12 protein-coding genes, 1 tRNA gene and 2 pseudogenes are annotated in these 14492 nt (G+C 60.8%); 11 read left to right on the top strand and 4 right to left on the bottom strand.

What is annotated here, in order from left to right:
- Positions 1-22 precede the first annotated feature (22 nt).
- From NKH73_RS03010 to NKH73_RS03000, 3 genes are all read left to right on the top strand, one after another.
- On the top strand, positions 23-403 hold the full coding sequence (locus tag NKH73_RS03010; RefSeq protein ID WP_352927887.1) for a fimbrial protein: 381 nt from the start codon (positions 23-25) through the stop codon (positions 401-403).
- Positions 400-807: a VOC family protein gene (locus NKH73_RS03005; protein ID WP_352927884.1), complete on the top strand. Its 408-nt coding sequence runs from the start codon at positions 400-402 to the stop codon at positions 805-807. The genes NKH73_RS03010 and NKH73_RS03005 overlap by 4 nt, the downstream gene beginning before the upstream one ends.
- Positions 808-897: 90 nt before the next feature.
- A tRNA-Glu gene (locus tag NKH73_RS03000) sits at positions 898-972 on the top strand.
- A gap of 502 nt (positions 973-1474) precedes the next feature.
- On the opposite strand, the gene NKH73_RS02995 is transcribed toward NKH73_RS03000, so the two are convergent.
- Positions 1475-2542, bottom strand: a complete 1068-nt coding sequence (locus NKH73_RS02995) for an adenylate/guanylate cyclase domain-containing protein (protein WP_008873904.1) — start codon at positions 2540-2542, stop codon at positions 1475-1477.
- A gap of 116 nt (positions 2543-2658) precedes the next feature.
- On the opposite strand from NKH73_RS02995, the gene NKH73_RS02990 reads away from it, so the two are divergent.
- The 3 genes from NKH73_RS02990 (at position 2659) to NKH73_RS02980 (ending at position 5027) form a co-directional block, all read left to right on the top strand.
- Complete coding sequence (locus NKH73_RS02990; RefSeq protein ID WP_008873905.1) at positions 2659-3099, top strand: SRPBCC family protein; 441 nt, start codon at positions 2659-2661, stop codon at positions 3097-3099.
- Between the two features lie 418 nt (positions 3100-3517).
- On the top strand, positions 3518-4099 hold the full coding sequence (locus NKH73_RS02985; RefSeq protein WP_352927880.1) for a VOC family protein: 582 nt from the start codon (positions 3518-3520) through the stop codon (positions 4097-4099).
- Positions 4100-4127: 28 nt separating this feature from the next.
- Complete coding sequence (locus tag NKH73_RS02980) at positions 4128-5027, top strand: glutathione S-transferase family protein (RefSeq protein ID WP_352927878.1); 900 nt, start codon at positions 4128-4130, stop codon at positions 5025-5027.
- A gap of 169 nt (positions 5028-5196) precedes the next feature.
- Here NKH73_RS02980 and NKH73_RS02975 read toward each other — a convergent pair.
- Positions 5197-6737, bottom strand: a pseudogene (locus tag NKH73_RS02975) (bifunctional AfsR/SARP family transcriptional regulator/alpha/beta hydrolase).
- Positions 6738-6843: 106 nt separating this feature from the next.
- On the opposite strand from NKH73_RS02975, the gene NKH73_RS02970 reads away from it, so the two are divergent.
- Both NKH73_RS02970 and NKH73_RS02965 read left to right on the top strand, forming a co-directional pair.
- The gene (locus NKH73_RS02970) at positions 6844-7650 is read left to right on the top strand and encodes an alpha/beta fold hydrolase (protein ID WP_352927875.1); all 807 of its coding nucleotides are present in this window, start codon (positions 6844-6846) and stop codon (positions 7648-7650) included.
- A gap of 3 nt (positions 7651-7653) precedes the next feature.
- Positions 7654-8295: a class I SAM-dependent methyltransferase gene (locus NKH73_RS02965; RefSeq protein ID WP_352927872.1), complete on the top strand. Its 642-nt coding sequence runs from the start codon at positions 7654-7656 to the stop codon at positions 8293-8295.
- A gap of 525 nt (positions 8296-8820) precedes the next feature.
- On the opposite strand, the gene NKH73_RS02960 is transcribed toward NKH73_RS02965, so the two are convergent.
- On the bottom strand, positions 8821-9705 hold the full coding sequence (locus NKH73_RS02960) for a hypothetical protein (protein ID WP_352927869.1): 885 nt from the start codon (positions 9703-9705) through the stop codon (positions 8821-8823).
- A gap of 463 nt (positions 9706-10168) precedes the next feature.
- On the opposite strand from NKH73_RS02960, the pseudogene tolA reads away from it, so the two are divergent.
- Positions 10169-10554, top strand: a pseudogene (gene tolA, locus NKH73_RS02955) (cell envelope integrity protein TolA).
- A gap of 85 nt (positions 10555-10639) precedes the next feature.
- Here tolA and NKH73_RS02950 read toward each other — a convergent pair.
- Complete coding sequence (locus tag NKH73_RS02950; protein ID WP_352927866.1) at positions 10640-10855, bottom strand: hypothetical protein; 216 nt, start codon at positions 10853-10855, stop codon at positions 10640-10642.
- A gap of 722 nt (positions 10856-11577) precedes the next feature.
- Between NKH73_RS02950 and NKH73_RS02945 the strand changes: the two genes are divergently transcribed.
- The gene (locus NKH73_RS02945; RefSeq protein WP_352927863.1) at positions 11578-12279 is read left to right on the top strand and encodes a DUF2865 domain-containing protein; all 702 of its coding nucleotides are present in this window, start codon (positions 11578-11580) and stop codon (positions 12277-12279) included.
- A gap of 1096 nt (positions 12280-13375) precedes the next feature.
- Positions 13376-14380 carry a PstS family phosphate ABC transporter substrate-binding protein gene (locus NKH73_RS02940; RefSeq protein WP_127204277.1) on the top strand — a complete coding sequence of 335 codons (1005 nt, stop codon included), beginning with the start codon at positions 13376-13378 and terminating at the stop codon, positions 14378-14380.
- The last annotated feature ends 112 nt before the right edge of the window (positions 14381-14492 follow it).

Genomic DNA, 14492 nt, shown 5'->3' with positions numbered 1-14492 from the left:
AAAAATTCCGGAATGTTTTGCCATGGCTGCTGCCGACGAAGACGAGGAAAAGCCGCTCGACCCCGAAGTCGAAAAGGTGCGCAAGAAGCTGGTCCGCTTCGTCGCCATCAATCTCGGCCTGCTGTTCCTTGCCCTTATGGTGGTGATCGCAGCCCTTGTCTACAAAACGCGCACCGCGCCGCCGCCAGCCACACCGCCGCTGGCCGGCGATATCCAGGTGCCGGCAGGCGAGCCGCTGACCGGCGACATCGTGCTGCCGGTGGGCGCCAAGGTCGTCAGCCAGTCGCTCTCCGGCAACCGCGTCTCCATCGATGCGGAGCTTGCCGACGGCAGCCGCGCCATTTTTGTCTACGACATCGCGGAGCGTCGCATCATCGGTCGCTTTTCGATCCGCAACAAATGACTGAGTTTGCGGAACATCGCCGTGTGGCTACCGTCGCGGTCGTGGTCAGAAACTATGACGAGGCGATTTCCTGGTATGTCGGCAAGCTTGGCTTTTTGCTTACCGAGGATGTCGATCTCGGTGGCGGCAAACGTTGGGTCACGGTAGCGCCGGCGAATGGGCAGGGCGCGCGCCTGCTGTTGGCCGAGGCGTCCGACGAAGCGCAAAGGGATAGCATCGGCAACCAGACCGGTGGCCGGGTCTTTTTGTTTCTCGAAACCGACGATTTTGTCCGCGACCACGCAGCAATGCTCGAAAAGGGCGTTGAATTCCGCGAGGCGCCACGCCACGAGGTCTATGGCACTGTGGCGGTTTTCGCTGATCTCCATGGAAATCTCTGGGACCTGATCCAGCCAAAACGGTAAGCTTGCAACGGATATTTTCCCGGCGCCATCGACTGTCCGAAGCCCAGTTGCTTTTTCCCAGCCGTCAGCCTATATCGCCGGTTCTTGAACGCGCCCATCGTCTAGCGGTCAGGACACCGCCCTCTCACGGCGGGAACAGGGGTTCGATTCCCCTTGGGCGTACCAAGTCTCTCCAAGCTGTCCGCAAACCATCAATCCGATCCATCGCCTTGGGTCGCGGCGGGTTTGGCTCATTGCCGCTTCTGGCGAGCGGAGCCGATTGCATCAGCATTGCATCATGGGTCTTGAGGCACAGCTTTAGCGGCGCGCTGAACAGGGCAGTCGATGCACGCGGGGAGGAGCCAGATACAGAAACTACAATCACAAGGCGTCCATCACGCTGGTCGGCACTGCCTGGAGCCGACCTGAGCTACAGCTGCCGGCGGCGCATCGTTTTGGCGAGCTCAGCGAAGGCGCCTCTCCCTCGAAGGGTGGATGCCGGGAACAGTCGGCCCTTAGCACCGGCCAGCGAAGCTGCGCGCGACGCGCATGGCCGGGCTATAAACGCGCCATGCTCCAGTTGTAGTATCGTAGCTTCTTTGTCGTTCGAATTTCTCTCAGTCATGGCTTCGCACGATACCAAGATATGCTGCGAACGACACATCCACGGCGTGCTCAACCATTCGATCTATTCCGGCAAGCCGAAAAGTGTTTGCGCGCCTGCTATTCCTCGGAGCGGATGACTGCCCATGGCGATCATCGGCTCGGTAGTTTCTGCCTCGAACACTGTCGACGCGAGCACCGTCCGTCCCAACGGCTTGCACAGCCCTTCGATGCGGCTGACAAGATTTACAGCCTTGCCGATCGCGGTGAAGTCCAACCTGCCGGCAGTGCCGATATTCCCCCAGAGTATCTCGCCGACATGCAGGCCAATGCCATATCCGAGCTCAGGGCCGCCATTGCGGCGCCGAGTTTGGTTGAGATGATCTATCCCGGCGCGCGTGGCCTTCACGGCGCGTACCGCAGCGTCACATGCGGCATTTGCATCGCGCTCGCCAATCGGGAAAATTGCGAGGACGCCATCACCTATAAACTTGAGAACCTCACCACCAAATGCGTGCACCGCGCCGGCGACGCAATCGAACCAGGCATCAAGTACCAATACGATCTCGTCTGCATCATGAACCTCGGATAGATCGGTGAAACCTCGAAGGTCCGCGCACAGAAGCGCAGCCCGTATCGTCTCTCCCTTTACTCGACGAGAATGACCGTTGAGCACATGTGCTGCACTGCGCTTTCCCAAATATGCTTCGAGCAATGCGCGTTTCGCGGACCGTTCTGCGAGTGCGGTCATCGGAGCCGCAGCAAACCGGGAGATTTGCCGCAGCAGCTCTGACTGCGCCTCATCCGGAGTATGATCGAACGCCCACACCAAAGTCGGTGCGACACCGCCCGCTCGCTCGTCGAACACGATCGCCCGCGTCGTGCCAAGCCACTCCCGCAGCACGAGCCGGGGATCGGCATTCTGGCGGTCGGCGCCTATCCCCAAAGCCTCGACCACTTCACCCCCAGGCGCTCGCCAGAGCCAGATGCGGCGTGAAATGATCGGGTCGGGAGCATCCTGCGCCAGCGCGCCGGCGATGATCGGCAAGCCGTCTTCCATTAAATGCGTTGAGAGCTGCAATAGAAGTCGCCCACCGTCGCCAATATGCGCGGCGTCGTCCAGAAGGAATGAAAGCGAGTTTGCAAGAAGCATCGGTAGAAGGTCACTCGGCACCAGCTTATGCTTACGCCTCGAACATCTTCTTGCAACGCCCCACATTCGCTTCAATCATGTACGGCATTCGATGTGGATGTGACCTGGAGTGAGCGATGGCGGAATCGGTTTACACAGAGATTGAGGTCGCCGCGCCACAAGCGACCGTGTTCGCGCTTTTGACGGATCCGGACCAGATCGTGCGATGGATCGGGACCGAAGCGAATTTGGATGCAACGCCGGGCGGTCTGTTCCTCGTCAATGTCGGTGGTCGTCATATGGCGCGCGGTGAGTTCACCGAGGTGATCCCGGTCCACCGTCTTGCCTACAGTTTTGGCTGGGAAGACAACGAGACCGTGCCGCCCGGCTCTAGCCATGTCGAGATCGACCTGATCGCGAGGGATGCGGGGACACTGATCCGCTTCACGCACAGCGGACTGCCGAACGCAAAGGAGCGTGACAGCCACCGAAGGGGATGGGAGCACTACCTCTCAAGGCTGAAGATTACTGCCGATGGGGGACATGTCGATCCCGACGTGCCGATGAAGAATATGTGATTTTCATCTAAGGACCGCGGGTACCCATAATCCGAACCAAGCGCGGCATGCGTCAACGAGGCCCCTTTGACCTGCCGTCGCCAAACCGGCCGCTCGGGAAACCCAGCGACCTGCGGGCTGCCGCACCATTACAGCTGCCGGCGACGGATCGTTTCGGCGAGCTCGGCGAAGGCGTCCGCGATCCCGGTGCCGCTCTTGGCGCCCGCGTGGAGTTCTTGAAACTCAGCGCTTCTGGCGCAACGCCTCGGATTGAATTAGCATCCGTTCATCAAAGCTCCGGCCGCACTCCTGCAGGATGCGGAACGCGGAGCGCAGGCGAGCGAGGCCGGGCGCGGTCACATGCCGGGCGCTGATCCAAGCGCGACTGGGCATCCGAACTGCCGTTCGGCGGCAAGACGGCGTGGCCGGGAGGAGTCAGATGCAGAAGCTGCAATCGCAGGGCGTCCATCACATCACGCTGGTTGGCGCCGGGCGTCAGACGTCGATCGATTTCTGGGAAGGCGTGCTTGGCATGCCGTTCATCTTCGAGCAGCCCAATCTCGACAGGCCCAGTGAAAGCCATCTCTATTTCGATCCTGGCGATGGAAGGCTGATCACCATCTTCACCGATGAGAGCCGCACGCCAGTGGCTCGGCGTACACCGACCGATCCGGGCTGCGTCCATCACATCGCCTTTGCTGTGTCGCGCGTCACCTTCCTGCAGGCGGTTGCCCGGCTCGATGAGCGCGCCATCAAGCATAGCGGCGTCAAGGATCGCGGCTTTATGGATTCGATCTACTTCGAGGATCCGCTCGGTCTGCTGATCGAACTCGCCTCCTACCGTTTCGAGCCGCCGGCGGGCTTCACCCATGCCGACGTGCTGATGCAGGCGCACAAGATCCGTGTCGCGCGCGGCGACTACGCAATCGCCGAAGTGCATCTCGCCGATGCGATCCAGGCGCTGGTCGAGCGCTCGCGCACAACCTTGTCGGAGGACCGGGCGCCGAAAAATCCATACTGACGACAGCAACCCCGAGGGAGGACCCACAATGGCAAAGACGACAACGAAGAGTGCGAAGAAGCCGGCTGCCAAGGCCGCCACGAAACCAGCTGCCAAGGCCGCGACAAAGCCTGCAGCCAAGACGTCGAAAGCTTCCGCCAAGTCGGCACCGAAAGCCGCGCCTAAATCCGCAGCCAAAACTTCCGCCAAAAAATCCGCGCCGAAGGCAAAGGCGAAACCGGCGAAGGCCGGGAAAAGCGGATTGACGCTCAGCATGCTGAAGCCGAGCGTCAACAATATGAGCGTTCGGGTGTTTGCCCGCGCGGCCGGGCTCGACCATTCCGAGACTGACGCCTGGGGCCACACGCGCACGCCGGAATACATGGCGCGAAACCCCGCCCATTTGACGCCGATGATCGAGGACAAGGGCTTGCCGAGAGGCGTCTTGTGGGAGAGCTGCGCCATCATGCAGTATCTCGCCAACAAGCACAGGCTGGAGAAATTTTACCCGAAAGCGCCGGCCAAGCGGGCGATGGTCGACAGCGCCATGTTCTACCTGATCGGCACGCTCTACCCCTATGTGGCGCGCGCCACCTATCCTGCGCTGAATTTTCCGCAATATGCCGGCGAGGTCGGCCACAGCGACGCCCACCCCGACAGGAAATCGGAGGCCCAGAAGGCCGCGGCGGCCGCGATCGCCGAGCCGCTGGAGGTCTTTCACTCCTTCTTCAGGAACGGCAAGCCGTTCATCGGCGGCAAGAACCCATCGATCGCCGACATCCGTCTGGCAGCGACGCTCGAATTCCTGGCCGTCATCGACTACCCGCTGCCCCAATGGGCAAAAGACTACATGGCGGCGATCGAGAAGAAGCTCGGCAAGGCCTATGCCGAGCCTGCCGGCGATGTGCGCGGCTATATCGCCTATGTGAAGTCGCAGGCCGAGGCGTGAGGCATTCGCTCTGAAGGTTGCCTCCAGCGGTCAAAGTCTGACGCTTGGGACCGGAGTCGTAAGCCGGCTCAGGCTGGAACTTTGCCGTACGGCGCGGCTTGGTTGCGCCGACATCCAGGCTGGTCGTTGGATGTGCTGCCCGATGCCTGAGTGTGCGCAAGCCGAGCAATCAGCGGTCGTGTCTCGCCAGCTCCGCAATGCTGCGGAGGAGCGGGTTCTGGTCACCGACCCAGAACCAGTGGTCGTCGCCGGCGACCTCCATGAACCGCCCTCCGGGAATCTTCGCAGCAAGGGAACGACCCGCCTCCGAGCGGACCGCGCGGTCGCCCGAGCGATGCAGCACCAGTGTTGGGACCGAGATGCTTGCAAGCAGATGGCGGACGTCGGTGTCGCGCAGCGCTTCGAGAACGCCCGTCACAGCGCCTGGGCTGGAGGCGGCCCTCAGCAACCCAGCCCACCAGGCTCCGCCTGGCGGTCTCCGACGAGGCTTGGGGCAAAGGTCTCGATCTCGGCCGGTCCACCCCAGTTGGCGATCAGGCGTCGCTTCCAGAGGTCATATTGCTCGGCGGTCAAGGCGAAGGGGTAGTCCGGCGCATGGCTGCCTTTGGCCAGGGAGCCCCAGAGAACGAGCCCGACCAGGCGATCGGGACGGTCGACCGCAAAGCGTATGCAGCCGGGTCCGCCCTCTGAAGTCCCGATGAGCAGAGCGCGGCGGCTCCCGGCCGCATCCATCACCGCCAATATGTCCTTTGCGGTCGCATCGACGGTTGGACGCGCTCCGACGCGGTCGGAAAGGCCGACGCCGCGTCGGTCGAACAGGATCAGGCGGCCGATACGCGAAACCGCCGCGATCCATGAACGACAGCGGCTGTCTTCCCAGATACGCTCCACATGCGAAACGAAGCCCGGAACGAGCACGATGTCAGGCGGACCATTGCCGACGGTCTGGTAGGCGAGGTGGATACCTTCCACTTCGACATAGCGCGTTCGCGGCGTCTCAGTGGCTTTGCTCGGCTCCTGCAACAAGGCAACGGTAGCAGGGTCAAGGCGCACGCCAAGCTCATCTCGCAAGTGCTGGGCGCATCCTTCGAGCTGGCGCTCGGCTGCCGCCCTGTCGCCGGCCGCCAGGTTTGCGCGGATCAGATGGCGGTGCGCGCTTTCGCTTAACGGATCCAGTCCCACCAGACGCGTCGCATGCACAACCGCAGTGCGGGCCTCTCCGGCGGCAACCTGAGTTTCGATCAGGCGCTCCAACGCCTGTGTCAGGCGGCTACGCAAGGCCTCGCGCCTGAAGAACGCCCATTCCTCGAATTCCTGACAATCCGGTAGGGAGAAGCCCGCAAGAAAATCGCTCGTGTAAGTGTTGGTCGCCGTTTCAAGAGGGCCGCGGTCGCAGGCGTACTCGAAAGCCTTGGAGTCAATCTCGACCGAAAGCGCCGGGTGCAGGCTGAGGGAGCTTGCGTTGGCAGCGACGAGCTCGCTGCCAAAGGCGACTCGGATCTTGTAAAGGGTACGCCGCAGACGCGCCCGAGCAGTCTCTTCGTCGGCTTCGGGCCATAGCAGTGTGGCCGCAGTCTCGCGCGCGACGGGTCTACCGGCCTCGGCAAGAAAGATGAGGAGCGCGGCTGCCCTGCGCAGGCCAAGCTCCACCCGCCGCCCGTTTATACGGAACTCCGGAAAGCCCAAAAGCCGAAACGTCAATCGCTCCATCGATCCGCACGCAACAAATGTACAGGCAGGGGACGTTGAGGGGACGCCGGCCGCCTATTGCTTCGACACCGGGCCGGTCACGCCCGAAGAGTTTCTGGAGCGAGAAATGCCACGGGTCAATACTTCCACCTCTCACGGTCTTTCCGAGGCAGTTGCCGAGGACGGCGTCCCGATAGCTTATGAAGACCGCGGCCACGGCGAGCCGCTCGTGCTGCTACACGGCATGACCGAAAGCCATGAGTCCTGGCATGAGGCCGGTTATGTCGAGCAATTCCTGCAGCGCGAACGGCGGCTGATCCTCGTCGATTGCCGCGGCCATGGCCGGAGCGGGAAGCCACACGATCCGGCCGCCTATTCGGGCCGCAGGCGGGCGGCGGATATCGTTGCCGTCCTCGACCATGCCGGCATTCGCCGTGCCGCGCTTATGGGATATTCGATGGGCGGCGTCATCGCGCTGGCCACTGCCTCGTATCACCCGGACCGCGTTACCGCACTGATCGTCAACGGCGCACATCCCTTCGCGGAGGACTTGATCCCCTTGCGAGCCGCATTTGAGGATAACTTCGAGACGTGGCTCGCTCTCCTGAAGCAATTGGCCCCTGACCTTTCGCCGGACAGCTGCCGGCGCATCCGTGGCAATGATCTCGCCGCCGTTCAGGCAAGCCTTGCCAGGGACAGACCTGATTTCGCGGCAGCCTTTGCTAGATTTGGCATACCAGTGCTGGCGATCAGCGGCACGCTCGATCCCCGATGCGATGCCGCCCGTAAGTTCGCAGAACTGGCCGGAGGCGAATTCCTGCCGCTTGTGGGCAAGAACCATGTGACGGCCTTTCTCGATGCCGAGACGATCGGGCCGGTTGTCGACGAATTCCTCGGCCGTGTCAGCACTCGCAGTACAGGACGAGGAGGCTGAGCCATGTGCCGTTCCTGTCTCTCCTGGTACGGACGACGCATAGCTCCTTACGTCGTCAACGCCGGCTGTTCGGCGAACGCTTTTTCGCGCATGCGGCAGCGCATGGTGCCGCTGGCGAAGGGCGTTGTGGTGGAAGTCGGCTTCGGATCAGGCCTGAACCTGCCCTACTACGATACGGCCAAAGTACGGCGGCTCGTCGGCGTCGATCCCGACGGCGCCATGCTCGCCGCGGCGAAACGGCAGAACCACGCCTTGCCCTTCGAACTCGAATGCCTGCAGGCCTGCGGCGAAAGCATACCGTTGGCGGATGGTTTCGCCGACACGGTTGTCGTCGCTTATGCCTTCTGCACCATTCCACGCCCCGGAGCCGCGCTGGCGGAGATCCGGCGCATCTTGAAGCCTGGCGGGCGGCTGATCTTTCTCGAACACGGGCAGGCGAATGCCGGCTGGCGGAGAAGGCTGCAGGACCGGTCCAACCGGCTCTGGGGCGTTCTTGCCGGTGGCTGCAATCTCAACCGCAACCCGTTTCAGCTCGTCGCGAGTGCCCGTTTCGACGTTCGAGACGCTTTGCAGGAAGGGTTTCCGCCTGCCTTCTGGCTGTTGGGCAGCCATTACGCGGGCGTCGCCATAAGGCAGCCCGACTAGCCAGCCGTCATCCTCCAGCAGGTGCCGACTGTGCAGACAATATGACGGCCTGCGCGATCGGAACAGGTGTTCCGCACCGGATGCCGATTGTCAGATTTCGCCACTGGCCGACCTAAGCGAAGCCGAAGGCCCGCTGCTTTACTGGACGTAAGAATGTTTGAAGCGCCGATGAAGAAGCGAGGTTGACCTGGAGGCCTCGATCCCGATGATCGGGCCGCGCGGGTGGCGTCCATGGAAGGGACTGTAAATGACCCGCAAACTACCCTTATTCGCCGCGTTCGGTCTGGCGCTTGCTGCCCTGGCGGCGTGTGACCAAACTCAATCGGGAGGAACGCCGACGACGACCGCCGGCCAACTGCCGCCACCTCCAGCCGACACGATGACGCCGGCCCCCGCAACCCCGCCACCGGCTCAGCCCGCCCCCGTTCAGTAGCGGATCGTCGTTTTTACAAGGTCGGATCCTCGCCCTGAGGCGGGGGTTCGCTTTCGGCATCGCCAGAGACCACACGTTGTTGCGCCTGTCGTTCAGGGACCGAATACCACCAGCTCGGTGAACGTCAGATCGCCAAGCGAGGGTGGTCTGGGGCCCTTGAAATATTTCAGCCCGCTGTTGTGGCGGTACCGCCCGAACAGACCTGCAATCGGCTCCTTGGCGTCGACGACGCAAAGCAGGATGCCACTTCGCAAGAGAAAGCGCCCCACAGCACCGGCGCAACGGCTCAAATCCTCGAGGGAGCGGCAATAGATGACCTGATAGCACGGGACAAGACCGTGCAATATTCGGCGCGGCATCAACACGAAAGGGAACGCCACTCCGTCGCAAATGCAAATCAATGATAGGCAACCCAATGCGGAGTGTTCCGAAAGTATGTATCTCTCACTGTCGGGCAGCATCGCCATTTCCGCAAGATCGGGACGAACCTCGAGCACACGATATGACCGCGGCACCGAATTCAAAGCCGGCAAGAAGGCGAATTGTCCGGTGGAAAAGGGGCGAAAGCCGAGCGCCCAGTTAGCCTTCAATGTCGCGGGCGCCGGCGAAATGTTCGTGTAAGTCACGTCCCTTTGCTTGAGGATCGTCGTCACCAATTTGGCGCCATAGGGACGGGATTCCGCGTCGACGGACCAGCTTGACAGATTGCAGCGGATCTCGTCGCCTTCCTGCCCGCGATAACGGGTATAAAGGGTCAGCACAACGCCGACGATCCGACCAGCCTTCTCCAAAGCCAGGCCGTATTGTGGGAAATCGGCGACAGCAGGCCGTTGCGACAAACGGGTCAGCGCCTGTGTCCAGTAACTCCGGTCACGCTCCGGAAAGCCCCGGCAGAGGCAGTCGACCACTCCTTCCCAATCAGCTTCACGAATCGGTCGACAGAGAACGTCGGGAGGGAGGGCGCCAAGTACGGCCATAAATCGACTTCCAGGACACGATAGTTACTTAGATATGTCTCACGCGCCAACATGTTGGTGCACAACGATTAAGAGTCTGTGCTGCTTTTAAAAACGACTTTCTGCATTCGTGACGAAAACGCAGATCGCATTGGTCAGGATGCGTCGACGACCAGCCCGTCAGTTAAGGATTTGTTAACCAAAGCCCTATCTATTGGTCGGCAATTCACCTCCAGTTTCGTGACCACGGATGTACTGGCGCGCGTCGAGGTGGAAGGAAAGGTCGGCCATGCGCCGGCCTTTTTGCTTTCAAAGGCTGTCATTCTGGGAAACTGCGGCCTAATTTCGCGATTGTCAGCGGCATCAAGCTCTTGCGAAACATCAAGCTCTTGCAAAGTATCAAGCTCTTTCGAAACATGTTGTCATTGCCTGCATTGTCCGTACCATGTCGCGGTGCGGGCAAGCGGAAGGACGAAGACTTGCAATGAAACGCGCTGCAGGGAAACGCGCCGCAAGACTGTCGGCGATTGCGGGCGCAATATTGGCAGGCGTCACCTGTCAATCGAATGCCGCATCGCTCAACACCATGGACGATGTCGGAGCTGCGATCCAGGCGTGCTGGACCCCGCCGGCGGATGCCGGAAATGCAACCGTCACATTGAGCTTCAGCTTCAAACGCGACGGAACGCTGATTGGCCCGCCCAGCCGACTGCCATCCAGGTGACCGGCGACGCGAAGGCGCGGCAATCCTTTGTCGATGCCGCGATCGCCGCCGTGCAACGGTGCTTGCCACTGAGCTTTTCGCCGGCGCTCGCCCAAGGGATTGCGGGCAATGTCTTTACCCTGCGATTCGGCTCGCCCAAACAATAACCGGTGTCATTCCAAGCAAAAGCCACTCGGGCTGAGAACGATTCATCTCTTCCAGGAAACGCCGGACCGCTCTGTCCACTAGACCTCAGTGTTGCCCGCGTCTCGCATTGACATGGCGTGCCAACTCCGGCGTCTCAAAGACGTAGTCGCTCCAGGCCGATTCTGGAATCTGGCCGGCCAGATAGCATTCCAGCAAAAGACTTTGCTCGGGGCTGAGAGGCCCCGGCGCGCGCTCATGATCCAATCCAAGCGAATGAAAGAGATTTCTGGTCAGGCCCGAGACAGTGAAGTGAATCGACATGTGCGTCTCCTTTGACCATCCAGCGCATGACCCTGAAATCGGAACGAAATCATGCGCCAAATCAAAACGTTACAGTGTTCTTTGCGCGCCTAACGGCACACCCCGGCTAGTTTAACGCCGTAGAGGGGACAAAAGTTTCAGTGCGGAACTGCCGGTAACGCCGGATTGATCGGCGATTCACGGATCGGTCGGGATCCGAAACCCGCCATTCAGGTGAAACTTCCGGCAGCGGCGCGGGTGAGTTGGTGTTGCTTTTGGGTTCGTCTCAATCTTGAAACAAAAGTGCAATATTGAATTTACGAGAGTACATATAATACAGTAGTATTAAAGCTTCTGGAAACCGCTGTCTTGCTGGAATTAGGTAAACCTCATTTAGAGAATCCTTATTCATGATCAACAAAGAATGCGGCTCCAGGTTCTCGGCGGAGACAAGGGCAATGGTCGTTCCGGTGATACGCTTCTGGTCTGGCATGTTTCTTATGCTGGTGTTGGTGACGGCATTTATGCTAGGCACTTCCTCTTCATACGCGGATAGTTGCAGTGCGATCAGAAGCCAGATGCGTTCGGCCGATCGCGGCGGGTCGAGCCCGCAGCTTGCGCAGTTTCGCCGGCAGCTTGTTGCGATCCAGAGGTTGGAGAAACAGCGTCAATGCTCGGCCAAAAGTTCGCTGGTCGGATTCTTTTTCAACCCCTGTGCCGATCTCGTCAGGAGTAAGGCGGAGGTGCAACGCCGGATTGCGGCCGCATCGAATTCGGGCCGGAATACGTCCGGTCTGCGGGCCAGGTTCGTCGCCCTGGGCTGCACGACCGCCAAGAAGCAGGAGAGGCAGGAACGGGAAGAGCAAGCGCAACAGCGCTCGGCGCCCAAAAACCGGTCGGCTGGTGCGAACTATGCCGGCGGTTCGATGCTGTTTTGTGTGCGCCTTTCGGACGGATATTACTTCCCTGCACCAAAATCGCAGTTCGCCAAAAGAGACGATCTGAAGGAGACTGTCGATCAGTGCCGCTACATTTGCGAGGATGCCGGCGTCGACCTCTACACGCTGGAAGATCCCAGCCGTGAGACCGAAGAAATGGTCGCTATCGAAACGCGAAGACCCTATACGGAGCTTGCGACCGCTTTCAGGTACCGGGTCGACGCGAAATTCGAGGCATGTGACGTCAAGCGTTACAACAAGCGTGTCGCCGAACTCAGGGCACGGACGGTAACGCCGGCCAACATGGCCAACGCCATCATTCCATTGCCGACGATAAAGCCGGATGTGGCGGCCGTTGCGGAAATTCCGGGGCTCGAGGCCAAAGCTCCGGATGGCATGGCTCTCAATGTGGAGGCCAAAGGCGCCGCCCAACATCAGTCGATCGAAAGATTGACCGAAACGCGGCCGGTAAGGGTGGTCGGGCCGGCTTTTTTCCCAGAAAACTGACCCCGCTATTCGCAGACCATGCGGACGCGCTTTCCAGGTTGGCTGACGTTTTTGCAGGTGAGCGGTTTTGCTGGCTCGGATGACGGCGCTGGCCGATCGTTAGAGACCCTGGTAATGCGCCTTCTCGGCGCGGCGGGGGCGTTGGTTCTGCGGGTCGCCGCGCTTTCCGGCATTTCGGGCGCCACAGGAAACACATCGGTTTGCAGCTGCGGCTGTTCGGCTTGCGGCGGCCTGTCCCAGAACCGCCGGACATCGAGCGGCCTTGGAATGATGACGCTGCCGTCATAGCTGCGCGAACAGCCGCTCCCGAATGCCAGCATCGGGCACAGGAAAAAAGGCAGGATCCGTCCCAACATCGGCAATACTCCTACAGGATTTATAACGCGGCTTCGGTTCTGCCGACAACGTCGGAATACCGCGATAGGAATCCCGATCGTCGACGTCACCGCGCACGTACCGAAAGGAGCTTGCCAACGATGCCAGGATGCGGGCATGGACGGCTAGCTGCCCAAGCCCATCAGCCCTAGAGCCTTGCTCGAAATGTCGAGCGCGGGCTTGGTGCGGACGGAGAAATCCAGCGCAACGCGTATAGGAATCCCGTCAGGCTGTATAGTTCAGCCGGGATTCGGCGACGCGTCGGGGAGCAAGACTATGGTGCGATCGCACCATACCAAAGCGCGCGCCGGTTGGGACAATAGGCATATTCGAGTTCCGCTCCTCCAGTTACGGGCGGGAGCAGCGACCGCCGGCAAGAAACAGGGTCAGATTTACCCCAACGGACCTGTTTCGGCGATGGCGCGGCCCATGACCTCCTTTGGCCGCATGCAACGCGCTCCCGCCCGGATTTTCTTTTTCGACGCCATCTGCAGCGCCTGTCGAGGAGGGATGGCGGCTGGAAATCGTGCAAGCTGCTGATTCCAGCGGCAAACCACGGCTGCGTCAGCGAGACTCGCAACGCTACCTTTTCGGCATGGCCGTGCGGCGTTACCGGGCTGACATCAAACTGTCATGAGACTGTAATAATCGGGGGCTATTGGCCTCAGCGGGCGCCGAAGGAAGGCGCCGAGAGACCATCTTCCGAACAGGAGCAGGCCACATGAAGAAATTCCTCCTTACGGCGTCGGCCGCGGCGCTTGCGCTCGCCGCGTCGGCTGGTTATGCCGCCGCGCGCGACCAGATCCAAATCGTCGGTTCGTCCACAGTATTCCCCTTCACCACGGCTGTCGCCGAAAAGCTCGGCCAGAGCGGCCAGATCAAGACCCCAGTCGTTGAATCGACTGGCACCGGCGGTGGCATGAAGCTGTTTTGCCAGGGCGTCGGCGAAAATACCGCTGACTTCACCAATGCCTCGCGCGCCATCAAGGACAGCGAGCTTAAAACCTGCAAGGCAAACGGCGTGACGCCGGTCGAGATCAAGGTCGGCTTCGACGGCATCGTGCTCGCCAACTCGAAGGCAGGGACCGTCGTTGATCTGACCAAGGAACAGGTTTTCAAGGCGCTCGCCAAGAATGTCGCAGTTGACGGTAAGGTCGTCGCCAATCCTTACAAGAACTGGTCGGATGTCGATGCGTCGCTTCCCGCGACAAAGATCGAAGTGCTTGGCCCGCCGCCCACGTCCGGCACGCGCGACGCGTTCGTTGAACTCGTCATGGACGCGGCCTGCCAGGAAGAAGTGAAGGCGGCTAATGAAAAGGGCTGCGGCGAAATCCGCGAAGACGGCGCTTTTGTCGAGGCCGGCGAAAACGACAATCTGATTGTCCAGAAGCTGGAAGCAAACCCCAATGCCTTCGGCATCTTTGGTTTCTCGTTCCTTGACCAGAACGCGGACAAGCTGCAGGGCCACAAGGTCGACGGCGTCGAGCCGACCTTCGAGAACATCGCATCCGGCAAGTATGGCGTTTCCCGCTCGCTCTACATCTATGCCAAGAAAGAGCATGTCGGCGTCATCCCCGGCATGCAAGAGTTCATCGCCGAGTATACCTCCGAGGGTGCATGGGGTCCTGAGGGTTATCTGGCCGACAAGGGCCTGATCCCGCTGCCGGACGCCGAGCGCGCCACGTGGGCCGAAAACGCCAAGGCCCTGAAGGGCATGGGCTCCTGATTTTTTCGGGGTCCGGGCAAATATCCGCTCTGACCCTCATGCTCTAAAGCACAAAGCGCGGGACCAACGTCCCGTGCTTTGAGCCGGTGGATGGCCGGCGGTCGAGGGGACG

The organism is Mesorhizobium sp. M0938 (assembly GCF_040319125.1).
GTDB classification, from domain to species: Bacteria; Pseudomonadota; Alphaproteobacteria; order Rhizobiales; family Rhizobiaceae; genus Mesorhizobium; species Mesorhizobium robiniae.
Note: the sequence above shows the minus strand (reverse complement) of the source record. Positions and strands in the feature narration are given on the sequence as shown.